General features: G+C 62.3%; 15 protein-coding genes and 1 pseudogene. 5 read left to right on the top strand and 11 right to left on the bottom strand.

The features are described from left to right. Positions 1–296: 296 nt before the first annotated feature. The 4 genes from RM96_RS16405 to RM96_RS36310 form a co-directional block, all read right to left on the bottom strand. Positions 297–1,460, bottom strand: coding sequence for a hypothetical protein (locus RM96_RS16405; RefSeq protein WP_193752467.1), 1,164 nt, complete (start codon positions 1,458–1,460; stop codon positions 297–299). Positions 1,461–1,857: 397 nt separating this feature from the next. Continuing rightward, on the bottom strand, positions 1,858–2,226 hold the full coding sequence (locus tag RM96_RS16400) for a VOC family protein (RefSeq protein WP_039012061.1): 369 nt from the start codon (positions 2,224–2,226) through the stop codon (positions 1,858–1,860). 129 nt (positions 2,227–2,355) lie between these two features. Continuing rightward, positions 2,356–4,359, bottom strand: coding sequence for a sigma-54-dependent Fis family transcriptional regulator (locus tag RM96_RS16395; RefSeq protein WP_039012059.1), 2,004 nt, complete (start codon positions 4,357–4,359; stop codon positions 2,356–2,358). A gap of 302 nt (positions 4,360–4,661) precedes the next feature. Then, complete coding sequence (locus RM96_RS36310) at positions 4,662–5,201, bottom strand: lecithin retinol acyltransferase family protein (protein ID WP_238587295.1); 540 nt, start codon at positions 5,199–5,201, stop codon at positions 4,662–4,664. Positions 5,202–5,647: 446 nt separating this feature from the next. On the opposite strand from RM96_RS36310, the gene RM96_RS16385 reads away from it, so the two are divergent. From RM96_RS16385 to RM96_RS16375, 3 genes are read left to right on the top strand one after another with little or no spacing between them, the layout of a single operon-like run. Beyond that, the gene (locus tag RM96_RS16385; RefSeq protein ID WP_039012058.1) at positions 5,648–7,792 is read left to right on the top strand and encodes a hydantoinase/oxoprolinase family protein; all 2,145 of its coding nucleotides are present in this window, start codon (positions 5,648–5,650) and stop codon (positions 7,790–7,792) included. An 11-nt stretch (positions 7,793–7,803) separates the two neighbouring features. Then, positions 7,804–10,128: a hydantoinase B/oxoprolinase family protein gene (locus tag RM96_RS16380; RefSeq protein WP_039012057.1), complete on the top strand. Its 2,325-nt coding sequence runs from the start codon at positions 7,804–7,806 to the stop codon at positions 10,126–10,128. 23 nt (positions 10,129–10,151) lie between these two features. Then, positions 10,152–10,661 (top strand): acetone carboxylase subunit gamma, encoded by a 510-nt coding sequence (locus tag RM96_RS16375; protein WP_039012055.1) that lies wholly within the window; start codon positions 10,152–10,154, stop codon positions 10,659–10,661. Between the two features lie 79 nt (positions 10,662–10,740). Here the strand turns inward: RM96_RS16375 and RM96_RS16370 are convergent, their stop codons facing one another. The 4 genes from RM96_RS16370 to RM96_RS16355 all read right to left on the bottom strand — a co-directional run bounded on the left by RM96_RS16370 (position 10,741) and on the right by RM96_RS16355 (position 14,931). After that, on the bottom strand, positions 10,741–11,469 hold the full coding sequence (locus RM96_RS16370; protein WP_152624126.1) for an amino acid ABC transporter ATP-binding protein: 729 nt from the start codon (positions 11,467–11,469) through the stop codon (positions 10,741–10,743). Between the two features lie 76 nt (positions 11,470–11,545). Next, complete coding sequence (locus RM96_RS16365) at positions 11,546–12,649, bottom strand: amino acid ABC transporter permease (protein ID WP_039012052.1); 1,104 nt, start codon at positions 12,647–12,649, stop codon at positions 11,546–11,548. A gap of 3 nt (positions 12,650–12,652) precedes the next feature. Continuing rightward, the gene (locus RM96_RS16360) at positions 12,653–13,849 is read right to left on the bottom strand and encodes an amino acid ABC transporter permease (RefSeq protein WP_039012051.1); all 1,197 of its coding nucleotides are present in this window, start codon (positions 13,847–13,849) and stop codon (positions 12,653–12,655) included. Between the two features lie 68 nt (positions 13,850–13,917). After that, positions 13,918–14,931 (bottom strand): amino acid ABC transporter substrate-binding protein, encoded by a 1,014-nt coding sequence (locus tag RM96_RS16355; RefSeq protein ID WP_202966740.1) that lies wholly within the window; start codon positions 14,929–14,931, stop codon positions 13,918–13,920. A 720-nt stretch (positions 14,932–15,651) separates the two neighbouring features. On the opposite strand from RM96_RS16355, the gene RM96_RS16345 reads away from it, so the two are divergent. Further along, entirely contained in the window at positions 15,652–17,208 is a 1,557-nt protein-coding gene (locus tag RM96_RS16345; RefSeq protein ID WP_039012046.1) for a methyl-accepting chemotaxis protein, read from the top strand. 605 nt (positions 17,209–17,813) lie between these two features. After that, positions 17,814–20,387: an EAL domain-containing protein gene (locus tag RM96_RS16340; RefSeq protein ID WP_063925991.1), complete on the top strand. Its 2,574-nt coding sequence runs from the start codon at positions 17,814–17,816 to the stop codon at positions 20,385–20,387. 60 nt (positions 20,388–20,447) lie between these two features. On the opposite strand, the gene RM96_RS16335 is transcribed toward RM96_RS16340, so the two are convergent. The 3 genes and pseudogenes from RM96_RS16335 to RM96_RS16325 form a co-directional block, all read right to left on the bottom strand. Then, complete coding sequence (locus RM96_RS16335) at positions 20,448–21,659, bottom strand: acyltransferase family protein (RefSeq protein ID WP_082016576.1); 1,212 nt, start codon at positions 21,657–21,659, stop codon at positions 20,448–20,450. Positions 21,660–21,975: 316 nt separating this feature from the next. After that, positions 21,976–22,161, bottom strand: a complete 186-nt coding sequence (locus tag RM96_RS16330; protein ID WP_039012045.1) for a hypothetical protein — start codon at positions 22,159–22,161, stop codon at positions 21,976–21,978. Between the two features lie 447 nt (positions 22,162–22,608). Then, positions 22,609–22,788: pseudogene (locus tag RM96_RS16325) on the bottom strand (porin); the annotation flags it as partial.

Raw genomic sequence — 22,788 nt, 5'->3', positions numbered from 1 at the left:
TGTCTGCATTTCCGGCCGGTCGTCACCCAGCCGCGAGCTATTGAGTGATCATGTCTAACCCTGTCTATACAACTATATAAAGATGCCACCCGAAACGCAATGGCGTGTCAGTCACTTTGTATCTATGGAAAACCCTTAGGGATCATTGGCCGCACTCCGACGGCAAACGGGATCGACGACCGGCAAAGCGATAAGGTCAAGCGGGCACGACGAATGAATCTGGCCTTCGCGGCCCGGGAGCCGGTGCTCGGCCGGCTCCCGGGCAATGTTTTCCGTTTCCTGAAACGACTCCAGGGTCAATTGCCGCCGATCGGGCGTAACGTCCAGACGGTTGCCGTATTCGTGTTGTCGTTCACCGCCGCGAATTGTGGCTGGCCACTGCTGCTCAGTCCGAATGCGAGGCCGAATGCGGAGCCAGGTGTCGGATCGACCTGCATCGTCGCGACGAAACGCCCCTGGGGCGTGAACTCGACGATTTCGCTCCCATGTTGCGGATCAGGGTTAATCGCGTCACCGTTCGCCGTCACCAGATCTCCATTCGGCGCAAGCGCCAATGCCAACGGCCCGCGAAGGTGATCATTGTCTTGATAGATTACGCTTCCCCGTCCATTGTCGTGCGTGAGCGCCGCAGCGCCCGATACTGCGAACACCGCATTGTCGTTGGTTGATGCGACATAAAGCACATCGTGGGCCGCGTCGTAGGCCAGTCCTGTTGGGCCGATAACGAGCGCTGCGGGATCGGATCGGTGCGCGTAGCCGGACGCAATGATATGCGAGCTATTCAAGAGCGTCGCGCCGCTCGGGCCAATGTTGATGTCGATCCTTGCCACCGTTCCATTCAACACGTTCGATACGAACGCCGAGACCTGCGGTCCCTGATCGATGATTACCGTCATGTCCCACGGACCGTCCAGGAGGGTTGGATCTTTCAGCTCGCTGAGAAACGCTCCGTTGGGGGTGATCACCAATAGCGAGCTGTTTGAGGTGATGGCTGTGCCATTCGTCGTCGGAAGGTTGCCGACCAGCACAAACCCGCTCTTCAGCACAGCCAGTGCGGTAGTGAGCCCCAGATTCTGCCCCTGGAAAAAGGTTACCGGCTTGCCGTCGGTCACAAGCTTCACGATGGTCGTTCCCGTGCCTTGTTTGTTGGAAGGTGCGTTGAAATTGGACACCACGACGTCCCCCGGCTTCAGCGCACTCCCTGGCGGCACACCGCCAGGCACGAAAGCAATGCCGTACGGATTGAGGTCATGGTTGGTCGGAACGGTCGACGCGACCGTGGATGTCGGTGGAATGATCGGTTCTCCACCTGCAAGGGAAGATCCCAATGACAGTACAAGGAGGCCGACGCCACATACGCCGCGTAAATGCCGGGCCATGAACCGGTTTGGGGGGACTTCCGGCGCGCGCATAAACCGCGTGGGTGATTCGAAGGCAGAGAAGTAACGCGAGGCTTCCATTGGGCACCTCCTTCTTTTGAGGACCCCCCGGCTGCGCAATGCTTCAACGTGAAAAGGCGCTCAATATGAGCGTTGCAGGCGCCTCATTTATTCCCTTGGGTGTGCACTGCGCAGCCAATATTACTGACCTCTGCGCATTGAATTGCACCCACGGCGACAGACGCCTCCGCATTTGGGGCGACTGTGAATAATTCTAGTTTATCGGGCCCTCAACAGTTCCAAAGCCCGTAAATGATCACGGCACCAGGTGCCGCTCGAAGAACGCGGCAATCTTGCGGTTGACCTCGGTGACGTCGGCGCGGTCAAATGCCGGCGGCTCGTCCAGAAACACGAACAAGGTAGCGCAGCGCGGGCATTGGCAATATGGCGCGCATCGTCCTTCGCTCGCCTATCCGCCTTATCCCCTGGTGAATATCTCCAGCAGGTGCTTGCTTGGATCTTCGAAATAGACTCTGCGGCCGCCATCGTCCGTGTTGATCTCGCCGGGGCGGCGGCGGTACGGGTCCGCCCAGTACGTCAGGTTGCGCGCCCGGATGCGGGCGAGGCTTTGCTCGAATTCGGCGTCGCTGATCAGGAAGGCATAGTGCTGCAGGGCGACATCGCCTCCCGCGTCCATGAAGTCGAGGGTGACATCGTTGTCCAGCCGTACGGCGAGAAATGGCCCGAATGGCACGGCCGCGGGACGTCCGAGTATCTCGCAGAGGAAGTCGGCGGACACCTGCTTGTCTTGAGAAAAGACGATGGTGTGGTTGAGCTGGATGGCCATGTCGCATTCTCCGGGACGGGGTGAGTGCAAGGACCGGCGCGGGAGTCAGTCGGAAGCGGCGAAGCGGCCATCCGTGCGGAGACAGTCGATCATCGCTCCCCCGGGTGGCAACCGTGAGCGCGCGAGCCCCTAAGTGGCGGCACTTGAATTGCTGAGCTGAGCCCGAATCGAGGCCAGTTTGACGTACAGCGTGCTCCTCGAAATTCCCAGCGTCCGGGCGGCCATGGACATGTTTCCGTGGGCATTCGCAATCGCATCGAGTATCGCTTGTCTCTCCATTTCCTCAAGGCGACCGAATGAAACAGGGATTGACGTTGAGGTGGATATGGCGACTGAGCCCTGGGCCCTCTGTGCGATGGACGGGGGTAGTAGAGAGGTATCGATGATGTCGCCGTCGCTGAGCGCGAACATAACCTCGAAGACATTCTGCAGTTCACGTATATTGCCCGGCCAACGATAGCTCAGAAGCGCCTGGCGCACGGCGGGTTCGAGCTGCTTGGGTGCGCAGCCATACTTGTGTGCCAGCTTGCTGTTGAGATGCTCGATGATTGCCTCGACATCGCCAGGTCGGTCGCGTAGTGCCGGTAGTTGAAGGCTGACGACGCATAGACGGTGGTACAGGTCTTCGCGGAAGCGCCCGGCGGCGATCTCTTTCTGCAGATCACGGTTAGTGGCTGCGATCACGCGTACCGTAACGCGCCGCTCGCGGGTATCGCCCAGGCGGACCACGATGCCATCCTGCAGCACGCGCAACAGGTGGGGCTGCATGTCGAGTGGCATCTCGCCGATCTCGTCGAGGAAGAGCGTGCCGCCGTCGGCCTGCTCAAACTTGCCCGGAAGGCCGCCACGACGGGCTCCGGTAAAGGCGCCATCGGTATAGCCAAAGAGCTCGCTGGCCAGCAGCTCACGGGTGAAAGCGCCGCAATTGACGGCAATGAAGGGCCCTTCGGCGCGTCTACCCGCCCGGTGCAGCGCGCGGGCAAAGAGTTCCTTCCCTGCTCCAGTCTCGCCCAGGAGCAGTACAGGCAGATCGAGCGGGGCGATGCGGCGAGCGCGTGCCTTGGTTGCCTGCAAAAGCTCGCTTTCGCCGATGATCTCGCCAAATGCATCGTTACCTGCCGGCGCTGTAATGGCCGTGGGCAGCGCTACAGCGGTTCGATTCTGGCGCGCCCCGAGCGGGATCACCAGCACCGTACCCAGCATGCCGTCATGGTCCTTCATGGGGTGCAGCCATTCGGGGCGCAGCCATTCCAGGCGTTGGCAGGACCGGTCGATTTCGGACAGTGCGAGGTTGAGTCCTGGCACCTGGCCGCCAACTTCCGAGGGCAGCCGCACGTCATAGCGCTCCCGCGCCGCCTGCGCATTGCCGTTAGTGCGAACAATGCGCCCCCGGTTGTCGACGAGCACAACGTAGTCGCTGGCGTAACGGATGAAATGATCGATGGCCCGGGTCAGCAGCCGCTCGTGGAGCGCACCGTCGCGGCGGGCCAGTTCGCTTTCGATCTGCCTGGCGGCGGTCACCACCAGGCCCAGGGTGTGGCCATGGAAGGTTTCCTTGACGCCGGAAACGTCCACGACTCCCAGCAGGGTGCGACTAAAGGGGTCAAGAATGGGAGCCGCGGCGCAGGTCCAGCGCTTGACGTCCAGGCAGAAATGCTCGTCGGCATGGATCTGAACCGGAGCGGCGGTGGCGATCGCGGTGCCGATGGCATTGGTGCCGATGACATCCTCATTCCAGCAGCCACCGGTGGCCAGGTTGATCCCCTCGCCAACGCTGCGGGCCCTGGTCTCGCCATTCAGGTGGAGCACGGTGCCGCCCGGGTCGCAGAGCATGATGAGGGTCCCGCATTCGCGCAGGATATCGCGCAGGCTCTCGAGTGCCGGACGCGCGGCATCGCAGAGCTCCCGGTTCTGCCGCTGCAACTGGCGGACACGTTCGGCGGCAGCCCCCGGTGCGGAGTGCCTGGCAGGGTCAACGGCCTCGGAACGGCACCGCTGCCACGACGCCAGGACGACGCTGCGCACACCTGCCACTTCCAGGGGCTGGTTCTGCACAAAATGCTCCCAGGCGGAGGCCACGACGGGTTCGTCGCCGATGCGGGGGATCAGGGTGCCGCAACGAGAAAACGGCATGGGGCGATCGCTCTCAATTGACTGGAGTAACCGTATCCGCGTGCCCTCACCAAGTCAATAAATCTCTTTTCAAATCAACAATTTGTGCTTTGCAGCAAACGAACTGGAAGGTGTCCGGTTTCCGGTCATCGCAGCGATAGGTGTCCGGAAACCGGACAGCGACAACAAGCGCCCGAGACAAGCGCGGTAGCAGTAGCCGCAGCCATCACGAACGGCCTGCGTATATATGCACGGTGGCAATGTAGGGGAGGCGGTCCGTGCCGACTCGCCATGGGTCTTTCCCGATGCGCCAGTGCGCAGGTTCAGGACATGGATGGCGTTGGGTTTGCGAACGTCCTGCTCCCGAATCCGAATCGGAAAACCGCTCGCAGCACGGAAACACCTGGCGAGGTCGTGACCGTGAGCCGCCTGATCGCTTTGAGCCCGGCAGCCAGCACATCGCTTGCCCAGAACTTCCATACGTCGACCTGATCACTGCGGCTCTCGCCATACAGGCACCACATACAGAAGTGCTCACAGTTATTGGAAATCAGGTGATAGCGATCCTCGCCGATGCGGGAGTAGGCGCGTTGGACGGCTTCCACACCAGCGAACCTGGCGCCGAGGCTCTGCCGGACCCAGACCGGATGCCCCTGCGCGAATTCCGCGAGCGTGACCTCGTGTACCGGGCCGCGACGCAGCGACCGCGACAGACCCGCGTAATGCACGACCTTGCCGGCCCCCGCGTAGACGCCATGATGCGTGTACCAAAGCCGGTCGGTGACAAGATGGGTTCCGATCGCCAGGTCCATGCCGGCAACCGCTTCGACGATCAGGCGCCTTGACCTCATTGAATCTTTCATGGGCTTCACCACATTCCGCTGCCATTCGCGTGAAACCAGCGCATAGCGCGTGCCAGCGCTACAAGCGATCTGCGTGGCGGAGCACGGGAAAGCCGAAGTTCATCTCAGTAGTGACAGGCAGGCCTACATGCGCATGCCTGGCGCGACCCGCGTTGGGCAACCGTCAGGTCTCCAAGTGCCGAATGCCGGGGCTTGCCTGATGCCAATCGCTTCGATAACTGTCCGGAAAGCGTCCGGTTCCCGGACACCGCTGCGCAGGGCGTCGGGAATCCGGACAGCGGCACCTGGCCCGCGCGACCAGGGGTGTGGCCGAGGAATGCCGGCAACTTGTTGATTTCAATCGCCTTGCGGGGCTGCTCCCCGGTGCATGCCAGGCCTGGCACAAGCCTTGCCATGGATGGGTTGTGGGAGATCCCACCATGACTACATCAATGACAGGAGGCAGTATGGAATCGCAGTCCACCGTACAGGTGATGGGCATCGATGCTGGTGGCACGATGACCGACACATTCTTCGTGCGCTCCGATGGCCGCTTCGTGGTCGGCAAGGCGCAGAGCAATCCCGGCGACGAATCGCTTGCCATCTACAACTCTTCCGAAGATGCTCTCGGCCACTGGGACCGGACAGTGGACGACGTCTATCCGGAACTGGTGACTTGCGTCTATTCCGGTACGGCCATGCTCAACCGCATCCTCATGCGCAAGGGCCTCGACGTTGGCCTGATCTGCAACCGCGGTTTCGAGCAGATTCATTCGATGGGCCGCGCCCTGCAGAGCTATCTGGGCTATGCATTGGAGGACCGCATTCACCTGAACACGCACCGCTACGACGAACCCCTGGTGCCTGTCTCGCGCACGCGTGGCGTTACCGAGCGTACCGACGTGCAGGGGCGGGTCGTGATCCCACTGCGTGAGGACGAAGTCCGCCAGGCTACCCGGGAGCTGGTAGAGGCCAACGCACAGGCCATCGTCATTTGCCTGCTGCAGTCCCACAAGAACGAAACCAGCGAGCAGCGCGCCCGTGACATCGTGCGCGAGGAGCTGAAAAAGCTGAAGTCGGATATCCCGGTCTTCGCCTCGGTGGACTACTACCCGTCGCGCAAGGAGAGCCACAGGATGAATACCACCATCCTCGAGGCTTACGGCGCAGAGCCTTCGCGCCAGACCCTGAAGAAGGTGAGCGACCGGTTCAAGAAGCACGGCGCCAGGTTCGACCTGCGGGTGATGGCCACGCATGGCGGCACCATCAGCTGGAAGGCCAAGGAACTCGCACGCACCATCGTCTCCGGTCCCATCGGCGGCGTGATCGGCTCCAGGCTGCTGGGCGAGTACCTGGGCGACGAGAACATCGCCTGCTCCGACATCGGCGGCACCAGCTTCGACGTGGCCCTGATCACCAAGGGCAATTTCGCCATCAAGTCCGACCCCGACATGGCCCGCCTGGTCCTCTCGCTGCCCCTGGTGGCGATGGACTCGGTTGGTGCCGGCGCCGGCAGCTTCGTGCGCCTGGACCCCTACAGCAAGTCGATCAAGCTCGGCCCCGACAGCGCCGGCTACCGCGTCGGCACCTGCTGGCCGGAGAGCGGCCTCGACACGGTGTCGGTCTCGGACTGCCACGTCGTGCTCGGCTACCTGAACCCGGAGAACTTCCTGGGCGGTGCCATCAAGCTCGACGTGCAGCGCGCCCGCGACCACATCAAGGCGCAGATCGCCGACCCGCTCGGCCTGTCGGTCGAGGATGCCGCCGCCGGCGTCATCGAGCTGCTCGATCTCACCCTTTCCGAGTACCTGCGCGCCAACATCAGTGCCAAGGGCTACAACCCGGCGGAATTCACCTGTTTCTCCTACGGCGGCGCCGGCCCGGTGCACACCTACGGCTACACCGGGGGCGTCGGTTTCAAGGATGTCGTCGTGCCGGCCTGGGCGGCCGGCTTCTCGGCCTTCGGCTGCGCCTGCGCCGACTTCGAGTACCGCTACGACAAGTCAGTGGACCTTGGTGTTGCCCAGCACGCCCCCGACGCCGACAAGGAAGCCGCCTGCAAGAGCCTGCAGGAAGCCTGGTCAGAACTGGCAGTCAAGGTCATCGAGGAATTCGTCCTCAACGGCTACAAGGCCGAGGACGTGCTGCTGATCCCCGGCTACAAGATGCAGTACATGGGCCAGTTGAATGACCTCGAAATCGTCTCGCCGGTGACCCGCGCCGCCACTGCCGCCGACTGGGACCAGATCGTCGAGGCCTTCGAGAACACCTACGGCCGCGTCTACGCGAGCTCCGCCCGCTCGCCGGAACTGGGCTTCTCGATCACCGGCGCCATCCTGCGCGGCACCGTCGTGACCCAGAAGCCGGTGCTGCCCGAAGACCCGGATGCCGGCCCGACGCCGCCCCAAAAAGCCTATCTTGGAACCCGTCCCTTCTACCGCCACAAGAAGTGGGTGGATGCCGCGCTCTGGAAGATGGAAGCCCTCAAGGCCGGCAACCACATCGTGGGTCCCGCCATCATCGAATCCGACGCCACGACCTTCGTCGTGCCCGACGGCTTCGAAACCACGATCGACAAGCACCGCCTGTTCCATCTCAAGGAAGTGAAGTAAGGAGACCCGCCATGAACATGATGAGCAATAAAGAAGTCGGCTTCGCCGACCTGCTGCAGAACGGCCAGACGCTCAAGCAGCACCGCGACGGCATCATCGAGCGCACCAAGGCCACCGGCCACTACAACGGCCTCGAGAAACTGGAATTCCGTGACAGCGACCCGATCGGCTACGAGAAGCTGTTCTCCAAGCTGCGCGGCGGCCTGGTGCATGCCCGCGAGACTGCCAAGAAGATCGCCGCCAGTCCCATCGTCGAGCAGGAAGGCGAACTCTGCTTCACGCTCTACAACGCCGCCGGCGACTGCGTCCTGACTTCGACCGGGATCATCATCCACGTCGGCACCATGGGCGCGGCGATCAAGTACATGATCGAGAACAACTGGGAAGCCAACCCCTGCATCAACCCCGGCGACATGTTCACGACCAATGACTGCGCCATCGGCAACGTCCACCCCTGCGACATCGCCACCATCGTCCCGATCTTCTGGAAGGGGCGGCTGATCGGCTGGGTGGGCGGCGTCACGCACGTCATCGACACCGGCTCGGTGACGCCGGGCTCGATGTCCACCGGACAGACCCAGCGCTTCGGCGACGGCTACATGATCACCTGCCGCAAGACCGGCGTGAACGACGAGCCGCTGCGCGACTGGCTGCACGAGTCCCAGCGCTCGGTGCGCACGCCCAAGTACTGGATCCTCGACGAAAAGACCCGCATCGCCGGCTGCCACATGATCCGCGAACTGGTGGAGGAGGTGATTCGTGCCGACGGTATCGAGGCTTACGAGAAATTCACCTACGAGGTCATCGAAGAAGGCCGCCGCGGACTGCAGAGCCGTATCAAGGCCATGACCCTGCCGGGCAAATACCGCAAGGTCTCCTTTGTCGACGTGCCCTACAAGCACGAGGATGTGCAAGTCTCCAACGCCTTCGCCAAGCTCGACTCCATCATGCACTCTCCGGTGGAGATGACCATCAGGCCCGACGGCAAGTGGCGCCTCGACTTCGAAGGCGCGAGCCGCTGGGGCTGGCACACATTCAACGCCCATCAGGTCGCATTCACTTCCGGCATCTGGGTGATGATGTGCCAGACCCTGGTGCCCACCCAGCGCATCAACGACGGTGCCTACTTCGCCACCGAGTTCCGCCTGCCAAAGGGCACCTGGTGCAACCCGGATGACCGCCGCACCGGCCACGCCTACGCCTGGCACTTCCTGGTCTCCGGCTGGGCGGCCCTGTGGCGCGGTCTTTCCCAGTCCTATTTCAGCCGCGGCTATCTGGAAGAGGTCAATGCCGGCAACGCCAACACCTCCAACTGGCTGCAAGGCGGCGGCATCAACCAGGATGGCGAGATCCACGCGGTCAACAGCTTCGAGGCCAGTTCCTGCGGTACCGGTGCCTGCGCCGTCAAGGACGGCCTCAACCACGCCGCCGCGATCTGGAACCCGGAAGGCGACATGGGCGACATCGAGATCTGGGAGATGGCCGAGCCGCTGCTCTACCTTGGCCGGAACGTCAAGGCCAACTCCGGCGGGTATGGCAAGTACCGTGGCGGCTGCGGCTTCGAGACGCTGCGCATGGTGTGGAACGCCCAGGACTGGACCATGTTCTTCATGGGCAACGGCTTCATGAACAGCGACTGGGGCATGATGGGCGGCTATCCCTCAGCCACCGGCTATCGCTTCGAGGCACACAAGACAGGGCTGGACAAGCGCATCGCCATCGGCGATTCCTTGCCCCTGGGCGGTGACATCGATCCGGGCAACCCCGACTACGAGCGCCACATCGATGCCACTGCCGTGGTCAAGCGTGACAAGCAGTGCATCACGACCGAGGACTGCTACGCCAACCACGACCTGTACCTCAACTACCTGCGCGGGGGGCCAGGCTTTGGTGACCCGATCGACCGGGATCCGAAAGCCGTCGAGGCGGACCTCAACCAGAAATTCCTGCTGCCGGAGTATGCGCAGAAGGTCTATGGCGCCGTCTTCACCCAGGACGCCAAGGGCGTGTTCACGGTAGATTTAGGCAAGACCCAGGCCCGCCGTGCCGAGATCCGCAAGGAACGCCTGGCCCGGTCCCTGCCAACCCGCGAGTGGATGAAGGAGGAGCGCGAACGCATCCTCAACAAGCACGCAGCCGTCCAGGTGCAACACATGTTCGCCACCAGCTTCGCCCTGTCGGAGAAGTTCACGCGGGAGTTCAAGGCATTCTGGAACCTGCCCGCGGACTGGCAGTTGCTGGAGGAGGAACTGGGTGTGCCGTCCTACGGCGCCAAGCACCGCATGGACCTCTCCCTGCTGCCCGACGTCACCACTGTCGTCCAGGTCGAAGAGTAATCACCGAATCAAGGAGCTGAACAATGTCTGCCTACACCAATGAACAGGTTGCCCACCTCGTCGAAGGCTCCCTGGACTGGGAAACCACCTTCCGCATGCTCTCGATGCCCAAGGATGACAGCCGGTTCGAGCAGTACCTGGCCGCCCTGCAGGCCAAGGTGAGCTTCCCGGACCGCATCGTGCTTCCGCTCGGCCCGCACATGCATATCGTGCAATCGGCCGCCACCAGGAAGTGGGTGATCAAGTGCGATTGCGGCCACGAGTTCTGCGACTACCGCGAGAACTGGAAACTCCATGCCTCGATCTACGTGCGGGACACCGAGGAGGCGATGACCGAGGTCTATCCCAGGCTGATGGCCCCGGATACCCAGTGGCAGGTATATCGCGAGTACTACTGCCCGGCGTGCGGCACCATGCACGACGTCGAGGCGCCCACCCCATGGTATCCCGTGATCCACGATTTCGAGCCGGACATCGAGGCCTTCTATAAGGAATGGGTGCACCTGCCGGTGCCGGAGCGCGCCCCGGACTGATCGCCGGGTGAGGGAGGGGCAGGCAATGCCTGCCCCATGCATGGGCGTTGTGGCGCTCGACAGGGGATCTGGTTCGGCCTTATTGATTGAGGATCTGGCTCAGGAACAGCTTCGTCCGGTCATGCTGCGGGTGCGTGAAGAACGCCCCGGGTTCGTTCTCCTCGATGATCTCGCCGCCATCCATGAATACCACGCGATTGGCGACCGTCTTCGCAAAGCCCATCTCGTGGGTCACGCAGAGCATGGTCATCCCGCTCCTGGCGAGTTCCACCATGACATCGAGCACCTCCTTGATCATTTCCGGGTCGAGCGCCGAGGTGGGCTCGTCGAACAACATGATCTTGGGGTGCATGCAAAGGCTGCGGGCGATTGCCAGGCGCTGTTGCTGGCCGCCGGAAAGCTGCCCGGGATACTTGTTCGCCTGCTCGGGGATGCGCACACGCTCGAGGTACTCCATCGCGGTCTGCTCGGCGGCCTTGCGCGGCATCCGGCGAACCCACATCGGCGCCAGCACGCAGTTCTCCAGGACCGTGAGATGCGGGAAGAGATTGAACTGCTGGAACACCATGCCCACTTCGCTGCGGACCTTCTCGATGTTCTTCACGTCGCTGGTGAGTTCAACGCCGTCAACAATGATCCTGCCGCGCTGGTGCTCCTCCAGGTGATTGATGCAGCGGATCAGCGTGGACTTGCCCGAGCCCGAGGGCCCGCAGATGACAACGCGCTCGCCTTTGGCGACGCTCAGGTTGATGTTTTTGAGCACGTGGAACTTGTCGTACCACTTGTGCACGCCACGCAGTTCGACCATGGCCGGGCCGGCGCTCGCAGCGTTCGCCAACGAATCAATGGCTTGTCCGGCATTCATGTGCTTTCCTCATTGCACTTCAGCGCTTGTGGCCCGTTTGCAGCTGCTTCTCAAGCCGCTGGCTGTAGCGTGACATGCTGAAACAGAAAACCCAGTAGATGCATCCCGCAAACACGTATCCTTCGGTCGAAAACCCCAGCCAGTTGGGGTCGGCATTGGCGGCCTGGATGCTTCCGAGCAGGTCGAACAGGCCGATGATGAGCACCAGGCTCGTGTCCTTGAAGAGTCCGATGAAGGTGTTCACGATTCCCGGGATCACCAGCCTGAGTGCCTGGGGCAGGATGACCAGTGCGGTCGACTTCCAGAAGCCCAGCCCCAGCGCTGCGGCGGCCTCGAACTGGCCCTTCGGAATGCCCTGCAGGCCGCCACGCACCACCTCCGCCATATAGGCGGATGCAAACAGCGCCACGCCGATCAGGGCGCGCAGGAGCTTGTCGAAATTCAGCCCTTCGGGCAGGAAGAAGGGCAGCATCACCGAGGACATGAACAGGACGGTGATGAGAGGGACCCCGCGCACGAGCTCGATGAATGCCACGCACAGGGCCTTGAGAACCGGCATGTTGGTGGCGCGCCGGCCGAGCGCGAGGACGATGCCGAGCGGCAGGGCCGCCACCATGCCGACGATGGCAATCACCAGCGTCAGCGACAGTCCTCCCCATTTGCTCGTTTCGACATGGCTCAGACCGAACCGGCCGCCCACCAGGAGGTAGAAGGCGATGAAGGGATAGACCAGGAGGATCGCGGCACCCAGCCACGGCTTCAGCGCAAAGCGCTTGAAGAACAGCGGCGCGATGAGCGCCACCAGCAGCGCAATCGCGAGGTTCACCCGCCACTGCTGGGCGACCGGATAGAAGCCGTACAGGAACTGGTTGAGATGCACGCGGATGTATGGCCAGCACGCGCCAACCCTGGAGCAGGCCTCGCTGCGGGTACCCGCCCAGTCGGCCCTTACCAGTGCCCACTCGACCAGGGGCGGCACCACGAGGTAAAGAAGCCAGAGCGCGAGGACAGTGAGCGCGCAGTTCCGGGGCGTGTCGAAGAGGTTCTTGCGCAGCCAGCCCAGCCCTCTGCGCGGGGCGGACGGCGGGGGCAGGTCGGCGTGGCGTTGCTGGAGAGTCGTCATGGCCTAGCGCTCCACCAGCGCCATCCGCGCATTGAACCAGTTCATGAACATCGAGATCACGAGACTGATGACGAGATAGACCGCCATGGTCATCGACATCACCTCGACGGCCTGGCCCGTCTGGTTCAGGGTGGTCCCGGCAAAGAGCGACACCAGGTCGGGATATCCGATTGCCGTGGCCAGCGAGGAGTTCTTGGTGAGGTTCAGGTACTGGCTCGTGAGAGGCGGGATCGTCACCCGCATCGCCTGCGGGATGATCACGAGCCGCAATGTCCAGCTCGGGCGCAGTCCGAGCGAATGGGCCGCTTCCGTCTGCCCCTGTGACACCGAGAGGATGCCTGCACGCACCGTTTCGGCGATGAAGGCGGCGGTATAGACGGAGAGCGCCAGCAGCAGCGCGGCGAGTTCCGGGATCACGTCAACGCCGCCAACGAAATTGAAGCCCGTCAGTTCGGGTTTTACCCATTGCAGCGGTTGGCCCGTGAGGACGAACGCGGCGAGCGGCACGCTGGCCAGCAAGCCGGCGGAAGCCAGGTACGCGGGGAACCGCTTGCCGGTGCGGTCCTGGCGGCGCCGCGACCAGCGCACGAGGACGACGGACGCGACCAGCGCCGCAACGAGCGCGAGGGCCGTCCAGCCAAATCCGGCCTGCGCGTCCGGGAGCGGCAGGTAGAGGCCCCGCTGTGTGAGAAAGACCGAGTCGCCGATGTGCAACGCCTCGCTCGGTGGCGGCAGGTTCAGGAAGACGGCGAAGTACCAGAAAAGGATCTGGACGAGCAGCGGGAGGTTGCGGAAAGTCTCGATATAGGCCGACGCCAGCTTTGCCACCAGCCAGTTCCGGGAAAGGCGCGACACGCCGACGATAAATCCGAGAATGGTGGCGCAGACGATGCCCAGCCCGGAGACCAGCAGGGTATTGACCAGGCCGACGACGAAGGTACGCCCGTAGGTCGACGTTGCCTCGCTGTAGGGGACCAGCGACTGGTTGATGGCGAAGCCCGCCCGATGCGAGAGGAAGCTGAATCCGGTCGAGATGCCGCGCACCTCGAGGTTGTGCATCAGATTGCGGACCAGATAGGCTGCGAGCGCGATGACACCGGCGATCACCAGTACCTGGAACACGATTGCCCGGACCCGGAGATCGTTCCAGGGCAGTGGCCGTGCCGGCCGCGCTTCAGGAGGCTCTTTCGTCTGGTCCATGGTCCGGGTCGCAGTAGATTCCTGGCCTGAAGCCGGCAGGCGGGCGCGGCAGCCCACCCGCCCACGGATCAGCGAACCGGCGGCGCGTATTGCAGGCCGCCCTTGTTCCACAGGGCATTCTGGCCGCGGCTGATCTTGAGCGGGCTGCCGGAACCGACGTTGCGGTCGAACGCCTCCCCGTAGTTGCCGACCTGCTTGATGATCTTGTAGGCCCAGTCGTCGGGCAACCCCAAACCGTGCTTGATGACTTCCACGCCCAGCAAGCGCCTGACGTCGGGGTTCTTGCTCTGCTTCATCTGGTCGACGTTCCCCGAACTTACGCCCAGCTCTTCGGCGTTCAGCATCGCGAACAGGGTCCAGCGCACGATGTTGAACCACTCCTGGTCACCCTGGCGCACGGCCGGGCCGAGCGGCTCCTTGGAGATCACTTCGGGAAGCACGACGGCGCTATCGGGATCGGCGAGCTTGAGTCGTAGTGCATAGAGCTGCGACTGATCGCTGGTGAGGACATCGCAGCGGCCGGCCGCGAAGCCTTTCTCTGTTTCGTCCGAGGTGTCGTAGACAACGGACTTGAACTTCATCTTATGGAGCGCGAAATAGTCCGCCAGGTTCAGCTCCGTGGTCGTCCCCGATCCCACGCAAACCGTCGCACCGTCGAGCTTGAGCGCGGATTTCACGCCGAGCTTCTTCTTCACGAGGAAACCCTGCCCGTCAATGTAGGTGATGCCGGTGAAGACGATGCCCAGGCCACCCTCGCGGGTCACTGTCCAGGTGGTGTTGCGCGAGAGGACGTCCACCTCGCCGGACTGCAGCGCGGTGAATCGCTCCTTGGCGGTGAGCGGCGTGAACTTCACCTTGGAGGCGTCGCCGAATACCGCAGCCGCAATTGCCCTGCAGACGTCGACGTCAAGGCCCTTCCAGACGCCTTTCTCGTCGGCGACGGAGAATCCCGGGAGCCCGACATTCACACCGCACTGGACAAAGCCCTTCTTCTTCACGGCGTCGAAAGTTGCCCCGGCGTGCGCCGTGCCGGCCGCGATGGCGCAGGCCACCATCGAAGCTGCCGCGATTACGGTGCGCATTCTCATCACGTCCTCCTCGGTTCAGTTTCATTGAGGTTGGCAACGACGCGCCGACTGCTACCGGAACCAAGGCTCGTATCCGCCAGCGCTGTATCGATGAATCGTATTGTCAGTCTCGGAACGCGCGGCCAAGCGCACCATACTTCTCACCGCTTATAAGGCTAGATTAGGCAAGATCCTTTCGCAAGTATGCAAATCGGCTGCTTTTTGCACAGGCAGTCGTTCCGAGCATTGATCATCGGCTTTGCCCAATTTGCAAAGACCGGTTGGCCTCCAGGCCATCTGGGGCTCCGCGGCATGGCCGGGAATCCTTCGGAATGGGATGGAGATCAGAGGTGAGTTGGAACCTGGCATCTGAGTCGGGGTGGCACCGCGGTGCGGCACGAAAGGGCATCAAGTCTGCGCCAGTGTTGGTTGCCGCAGACAAGGCGAAGCCCCCCGCAGGCTCTAGGCTTGCGGGGCTTTTGCCTTGCAGCGTGCCGGCCATCAAGGCGGGCCGCCGCCTGCCTGAATGCAATCCTCCCGAAGGGGTAGGGATGCATTGCATTTGCGCCCGGTCAAACTGAAACGATGTTCGCCGCGGACCACCTCCTCATGGCGTGACCCATCGGGAATACTGCCGCGCGGTCCCGGGATCCGGGGCCGGGCCGGAAATCAAGTGCGAATGAATTTCCAGACAAAGTCGGAGCCGAGGTTGCATCAGGACAATCAACCAGCCATATGAGAGTGAATCTGCCGGTCACGGACATAGAGTACGAACTGCCATCGGACGAGGTCATCATCACCAGGACCGACGTGCGGGGCAATATCGAATACGCCAACCAGGCGTTCTTCCGCAGCAGCGGCTACGACCGTGCCGAGGTCATGGGCCAGCCGCAGAACATCATCCGCCACCCCGACATGCCGGCGGCCGCGTTTGCCGATATGTGGGCAACCATCCGTGGCGGCACGCCGTGGACCGGCGTGGTGAAGAACCGTCGCAAGGACGGCGGCTTCTACTGGGTGCTGGCCAATGTCACGCCGGTCTTCCAGGACGACAAGCCCGCGGGCTACCTGTCGGTGCGGACCAAGCCCGCCCGGGAACAGATTGCCGCCGCAACGCGCCTTTACGCGGACCTGCAACGCGGGGCGCGCTCCCGCTGGCGTTTGTCTGGCGGCGAGGCTTTCCGCAAGGGCTTCGCGGGTGTCATCCAGCGCATGCTGCGGCTGCCCGTGGTGGCGCGCCTGCTGGCGGTTCAGTTCGCGCAGATCGTGCTGATCCTGTTGGCGGCGGCGGGTGCGACGTTCTGGTCGGCTCCGGCTGCCGTCACCTGGACGCTGACCGGGGCGGCTGCGGCGATGTGCTGCGCGGCCGCCTGCTACCTCGTGCTTAACTTGTTCCGGCCACTGATGGGCCTGAACCAGAGCGCGCTGGCCGTGCTCTCCGGGCAGTTGCAGCACCGGTTTCCCGAGTGCGGGGACGCACAGACGCGTCTGCTTGGCCGCTTCCTGAACCAGATGAATGCGCGCCTGGTGGGCGTGCTGCTGGATACGCGGACGTCGATTGCCGGCGTGTGGCAGTCTTCCGTCGGACTGGCCAGCGGCAATGCCGACCTGTCCGAACGGACCGAGCAGCAGGCCAGCGCCATTGAAGAAACCACCGCCACGCTCACGCAGATCACGGAAACCGCCCGGCAAAATGCGAGCGATGCCGAACAGGCCCACCAGGAAGGGCGCCGTACCGCCGAGTCAGCTTGCGCAGCGGCTGGCGGGGTGCGCCGCTCGGCCACGATGATGGAGCAGCTGAGCACACAGTCGCGCAAGATTGCCGAGATCACTTCGGTCATCGACGACATCGCCATCCAGACCAACCTGCTGGCCCTGAACGCCGCGGTGGAGGCGGCGCGCGCCGGCCAGCACGGGCGCGGCTTCGCGGTGGTGGCGGGCGAGGTGCGAACGCTGGCCCAGCGGGCCGAGGCGGCCGCCAAGCAGATCAAGGTGCTGATCGAGAACTCGCTCGAAGTGGTGGAGGCCAGCACCGAGGCTGCGGTCAGTGCCGGCAGCGAAATGGACCGTGTCGAGCAATCCGTCTCGGCGCTGACACGGACGATCTCGGCGATTGCCAATGCCAGCAGAGGGCAGAGCGTCGAGATCGAGCAGACCAGCACGGCGATCGAGCAGATCACGCAGATCACGCAGATGAACGCAGCACTGGTCGAAGAGTCGGCCGCGGCGGCAATGGGGCTGAAGCAGCAGGCGCAGGCGCTGGAAGACGCGGTGAACGTTCTTGCGAGCTAGGCGGATGGGTTCGGCAGCGCCTGTTGCGGGCTGCCGTGGCCTGAACGGCTGGCTGAAGTACTCCGGTCACATGACAGGCGGGCCCACCCGCCGCGGTGGACGGAGCGCAGGGAATCCAAAACCTTGTGCGGTGATGTCGCGGCGCGACGGCGTGCGTTTGCGGGGTGCGAGCGCCTGAGTTGAGCGCTTTCGGCGTCAGGAGCCCTGGTGCTCCTCCCGGGGCATCTCCGGCGGCACGGGGAAGAGGATTCGGCGTGACGGGTGGTGCCGGCATCTCTGTCGCCGGGGCTGGCCTGCCGACGCCAGGCAGCAAAAAGCCCGGAGAGCCATCTGGCTTTCCGGGTTTTCCATGCCACCCCGGGGAACCGGGTTCCAGGCTGTTTCGTACGTTGCGGGCGAGCGGCGGGCGCATGCTTTTCGCCACGCCTTTGCATGCTTGAAGCGGCCGGGGAAGCAACGGACATAGGTCATGGGCGCGTATCCGCTGCGTTGCCGGTGTGGATCCGACGTTCGAATACCCGAGTATCAGCCAAGACTGAATGAAGTTCTCGATGATACGTTGAGCACAAATTAAAAAATACGCTTAACGCAGTTCGCAAAAATTCATGAAAAATCCCGCATCGGATCTCGAAATCGGGCGACTTATATTAAGGTCGCTGCTCGAGTGCCCGCCCCACACGCCCGTCAGGGATGCCGCCAAACGCATGGCAGAGCAACGGTGTAGCGCGATTATTGTGGTGGACGAAGGACACGCCATCGGCATCTGGACCGAACATGATGCCCTGGCGCTGGCGGACGGCGCCAACGTTCTGTCTGAGCCCGTCGATTCGGTGATGAGTCATCCTGTCCTGTCGTTGCCCGCAAGCACTCGCCTCGGCGACGCTGCCGTCTATTTCAGAACCACAGGCATTCGTCATTGCCTGGTCGTTGACGACCAGGATCGCTCGCTCGGCATCCTGACACAGACCGACCTTGTAATGAGTCAAGGCGCCGAGTTCTTTCTGCAGATGAAGTCCATTGAATCCGTAAAGGTCTCGATACCCGTTGTGGTAAGTCACGACCTTTCCGTGAGCGAGGCAATGCACCTGATGCGAACGCAGCGGCTGAGCGCGATCATTGTCAAGTATCCGGAGAACGCGCATGGCATCCTGACAGAGCGCGACATCGTTCGCCTCGTGGCCGGCGGTACGTTGCTCGGGACGGTAGGTACCTATGCAAGTCGTCCGCTGCGCTCGTTGCGACAGTCGCAGAGCCTATATGCAGCGAGACAGTATCTGCTTGAGCACCGTATGCGACACGTCGGCGTGCTTGATAAACAGGGATCGCTAACTGGTGTGCTGGGTCTGGCGGACATTCTGAGAGAGGTTGAATACGAGTACGTTCACAAGCTACAGATCGCACTGCGCGAGCGCGATGACGCACTATTCGAATCGCGCTACAACTTGCGGCTTGCTGACCGGGTATTCGAATCGTCGATGGACGGTGTGATGGTCACCAATCTGCAGGGGAACATCGAGAGGGTCAATCCCGCCTTTACCAGCCTGACAGGCTACACGGAGTCCGAAGCAGTCGGGCGAAACGCCAGGATGCTGAGTTCCGGCCGACAATCCCCTGAATTTTATCGGGCGTTCTGGAAAGTCCTGCGTGAGAAGGGACATTGGAAAGGCGAGATATGGAACCGGAAGAAAGACGGCGAACTCTACCTCGGGTACGTGTCGATATCCGGGATATGTGATGAAGACGGGCGATGTTCCCACTACGCGGCGATCTTCTCTGACATAACCGGCCGCCGACTGGATGAGGAGCGCCTTAGCTATCTTGCTACCCATGACGCACTCACCGGGTTGCCTAACCGGACCTTGTTCAGCGAGCGCCTGAACCACGCAATGGTCAGGGCGCAGCGCACATCAAAACGGGTGGCGGTCATGTTCATCGATCTTGACCGCTTCAAGCTGATCAATGACACGCTCGGTCATGGGATCGGCGACGAAACGCTCAAAGTCATCGCGGACCGACTCAAGCACGCGGTGCGGGAGAGCGATACGGTTGCACGTCTGGGCGGAGACGAATTCACGATTGTTGCGGAAGACATAGAGGACATCCGCCATGTCGGGCGGATCGCACAGTCGCTTCTGCATTCCGTGGCCCAGCCGGTCAATGTCGGCATGCAACCGGTGTTTGTCACGCCGAGCATCGGAATCAGCATGTATCCCGACGACGCTACCGAACCGAAACAGTTGCTCATGCAGGCGGATCGTGCGATGTACGAGGCAAAGGAAGCCGGGAAGAACAATTTCCAGTTCTTTGCACCCCAGATGAACTCGTCGTCGATCGAGCGGATCGTGCTTGAAAGTGCACTGCACAACGCCCTGGCGGCCAATGAGTTCCATCTGCACTACCAACCGGAGTACGACGTGCAGACCGGCTCGATTACCAGTGTGGAAGCACTGATCCGGTGGCAGCATCCGCAACGGGGCCTCGTTTCCCCGGCCCAGTTCATTCCGGTTGCCGAAGAGGTTGGGCTGATCGTCCCGATCGGGGCGTGGGTCCTGCGTGAAGCCTGCCGCCAGGCGCGCGCATGGCTGGATGAAGGGTTCGACTTCGGACGAATCGCGATCAACCTTTCCGCAAGGCAGTGCCGGCACGAAGGCTTTCTGCATGAGGTTGCAAGCGTCTTGAGTGATACCGGATTGCCTGCCCGACGCCTGCAATTCGAACTTGTCGAGAGCATGGCCATGACGGCCCATGAAGAAACCGGTGCGCTGCTGCGAGAGTTGGCAGGGCGGGGCATCAGTCTGGCGATTGATGATTTCGGCACCGGGTATTCTGCGTTCGCCTATTTGCGGACACTACCCGTGGATACGCTCAAGGTGGATCGGTCGCTACTTACCCAGATCGGTCCCGGCACGACCGACGGCGCAATCCTGCGAGCGATCGTTGCGATGGCGAAAGCCCTCGGCATCATCGTCGTAGCTGAGGGCGTCGAGCAGCCATCGCAGATGCAGTTCCTGCGCGAAATCGGTTGCGACCGCGTGCAAGGGTACCTGTTGGCTCGGCCGGCCTCTGCACACCAGATGCAACGAACAAGCCTTGGCGTTCGAGACGGCTTTCCTTTCCAGCATCAATGTGGGTTCCAGCTAACGAACGACAAGCGCGTCACCGCTACCGAACAGGCTTAAGACCTGTACCGAACAGGCTTAAGACCTGTACCGTGGGAGGATTGATGCCTCATATATCTTTTATCTTCCCCGCCCAGCTGGCTTGTTTTGGGGTGTCTTTGCTCGAATGGGCTGCAAAGCGCGGCCTTGTTTCCTGGTTGCCCTTATCTCGCTCTGGTTGTGGTCTGATTGTTGATCGAGGCGCGGTTTCTCTCGCGCAGTCAGCGACTCACGTAGCCGCCGTCTTGAGCCGAGTTGACGGTTGATCCAGGACCGCATCGGCTTCTCAACCACGTAGTGGAGTAAGATCGAGGCGCCGACCGTAAAAGCGAACAAGAAAAAAGCCTGTGTCGCGCCTGGCATCGCGGCAAGGTCGGGCAGCCGGGACCTGGCGAATGTGAACAGATACTGCGGGATTCTCTGCACGATGTAGATGCAGTACGAGATCTCGCCGAGAAACACCAGCGCGCTCATCGAGAGGAGGCGAGTCAGCGCATCCTTTTCATAGGAGAGCGAGAAGACCAGCCCAGCGGCGCCTGCGACGAAAAGGGTGTCCACGCCGAGTTCCACGCCAACCCCGCAAATTACCAATGACAGCAGTGCGCCCCCGGCGAATCCGTCGTAATGTGGAATTGCTTCCCGGAGGCGGCAGAGAAGCACGCCCAACATGAACTCGGGAATCAACCGGGCTACACCACCACTGAGGGACAGATGGGTGGGCGAAGTGGCTTCCACCATGCCGAGCGCCACCAGTGCAAGGATTGCCGCCAGCATAATGCGGATCCTGTTCAGGCGCGGCGCCGCAAACAGGAAAAGTGGAAACCAGACATAGGCGAACCATTCCGCGCTCACCGACCAGCCGACGTCGTTCCATCCGGTCGGCCCGGCATACCGCCACGCACTCAGCATGGAGAGTTCCAGCAGGAAGTCCGGAGCGGAATAGTTGGTGGTTCCCACCATGTTCCTATGCAGGATCAGGTCCCGAACAATCACCGCAGCAACAAAGACAAGCAAACAGGCAACGTAGGCGGGATAGATCCGCGCGATCCGCGCGACCAGGAACGTTTTCCAGTCCAGTCGGTTGCCGGGCGCGGGATCGTAGTTGTGGGCGAGGATGAAGCCACTCAGGATGAAGAACCCATCCACGCCGAGATAGCCATGATCAAAGAAGGTGCTTGTGAAGCCGATATCGAAATATGAACCGCTGGCGCCGTAGCCGTGGAACCAGTGCAGGCACAGCACCCAAAGCGCCAGAAACAGACGCAGGCTGGTGAGTGGCTTGAACTGGCGCATCTATGCCCCCTGAATGGCGCCATCGCGGATGCGACGCTGTACTGCCGCTGCTGTCTTTCCGGTATGCCTGTTCCGCAGCATAGGAGACGACCGGCCCGCGGCCGCGCGGCCAGGGGACCAGACTCGCTTCGGAGGCAGCAGAGACGCTGATATGTCCTAGTCTAGGGCCACTGATATGTGGCGTTCGTACGGGCGCCCACACTTGTCCGGGGTGCTAGCGCCTCCTGAAGGCATGCAGGGCCTCTCGCACAGTTCCATCGAATATTGCGGCGCGCCAAAGCGACGGATAAGTCCATTGCAGGCACGTTTGCATGCCTCATTGGCCTGCCCGGGTGGTCAGTGCGAAGAATGCAAAGACTGCCGGCATGGACTTGACCAGTACCCCAAAGGTGATCAATCCCCTAAATGATTCTGCCCGCTGCAGCCATGGGACCCACTGTTCAGGGGTCAGCATCAGGCACAGCAGGATATAGGTGGCCAATCCTGAGGCATATGGGCGCATGGCCGTGTCCTCGTAGTCGCAGCAGCATTGACCTAAGTTTCAATTAAGAATCATCCCTTTGGGGGATAGAACTGTTCGCAAGACAACATAAGCACCCCACGCGGCTGGCGGATGCAATGACGCCCCGCCAGCGCTGCTTCACCCCGGGATGCGAAGGAAGACCCGGTCGGACATTGACGAATATCGTGCGCCGATGAACGAGGCGGACCGCAATGGCTTCTTTCGGCGGTGCGGCGCACGGTTACACCGATTAGCCGGCCCTGAGCGACGCCCGGGCGGCCTGAGGCCACCAGCCTATCCGTCGGTGCCCGGGACCGGCGCGCCAACCGCGGTAGCCGGGCGGTGTGGCCCATCCGGCAAGCTGGAAGAGGGAAGCTGGCTCGGAAATACGAAAAGAGCCTCGCCAGCGACCGCTGGCAAGGCTCAATGCTTCTATTGGCAAGCCCATCAGAAGATGTGGCGAACGCCGAGCATCGCGCCGACCATGTTCTTCTGTCCGGGCGCCTGCGCGTAGTTGAACAGGAAGCCGGTGAAGGGACCGTCATTGGCCAGGCTGCCGTTATGCGCCCATGCGGTGGTGAGATAGACGTCTGTACGCTTGCTGAGCGTGTAGTCGGCCACGAAGCT

This window comes from Cupriavidus sp. IDO (assembly GCF_000812465.1).
GTDB lineage: Bacteria > Pseudomonadota > Gammaproteobacteria > Burkholderiales > Burkholderiaceae > Cupriavidus.
Note: the sequence above shows the minus strand (reverse complement) of the source record. Positions and strands in the feature narration are given on the sequence as shown.

Coding starts and splice junctions, on each gene's coding strand:
- RM96_RS16395 (WP_039012059.1), bottom strand. CDS start 4,359: ATGCCGTTTTCTCGTTGCGGCACCCTGATCCCCCGCATCGGCGACGAA.
- RM96_RS16360 (WP_039012051.1), bottom strand. CDS start 13,849: ATGGACCAGACGAAAGAGCCTCCTGAAGCGCGGCCGGCACGGCCACTG.
- RM96_RS16380 (WP_039012057.1), top strand. CDS start 7,804: ATGAACATGATGAGCAATAAAGAAGTCGGCTTCGCCGACCTGCTGCAG.
- RM96_RS16375 (WP_039012055.1), top strand. CDS start 10,152: ATGTCTGCCTACACCAATGAACAGGTTGCCCACCTCGTCGAAGGCTCC.
- RM96_RS16355 (WP_202966740.1), bottom strand. CDS start 14,931: ATGCGCACCGTAATCGCGGCAGCTTCGATGGTGGCCTGCGCCATCGCG.
- RM96_RS16370 (WP_152624126.1), bottom strand. CDS start 11,469: ATGGTCGAACTGCGTGGCGTGCACAAGTGGTACGACAAGTTCCACGTG.
- RM96_RS16405 (WP_193752467.1), bottom strand. CDS start 1,460: ATGGAAGCCTCGCGTTACTTCTCTGCCTTCGAATCACCCACGCGGTTT.
- RM96_RS16365 (WP_039012052.1), bottom strand. CDS start 12,649: ATGACGACTCTCCAGCAACGCCACGCCGACCTGCCCCCGCCGTCCGCC.
- RM96_RS16340 (WP_063925991.1), top strand. CDS start 17,814: ATGAAAAATCCCGCATCGGATCTCGAAATCGGGCGACTTATATTAAGG.
- RM96_RS16335 (WP_082016576.1), bottom strand. CDS start 21,659: ATGCGCCAGTTCAAGCCACTCACCAGCCTGCGTCTGTTTCTGGCGCTT.
- RM96_RS16330 (WP_039012045.1), bottom strand. CDS start 22,161: ATGCGCCCATATGCCTCAGGATTGGCCACCTATATCCTGCTGTGCCTG.
- RM96_RS16400 (WP_039012061.1), bottom strand. CDS start 2,226: ATGGCCATCCAGCTCAACCACACCATCGTCTTTTCTCAAGACAAGCAG.
- RM96_RS16345 (WP_039012046.1), top strand. CDS start 15,652: ATGAGAGTGAATCTGCCGGTCACGGACATAGAGTACGAACTGCCATCG.
- RM96_RS36310 (WP_238587295.1), bottom strand. CDS start 5,201: ATGAAAGATTCAATGAGGTCAAGGCGCCTGATCGTCGAAGCGGTTGCC.
- RM96_RS16385 (WP_039012058.1), top strand. CDS start 5,648: ATGGAATCGCAGTCCACCGTACAGGTGATGGGCATCGATGCTGGTGGC.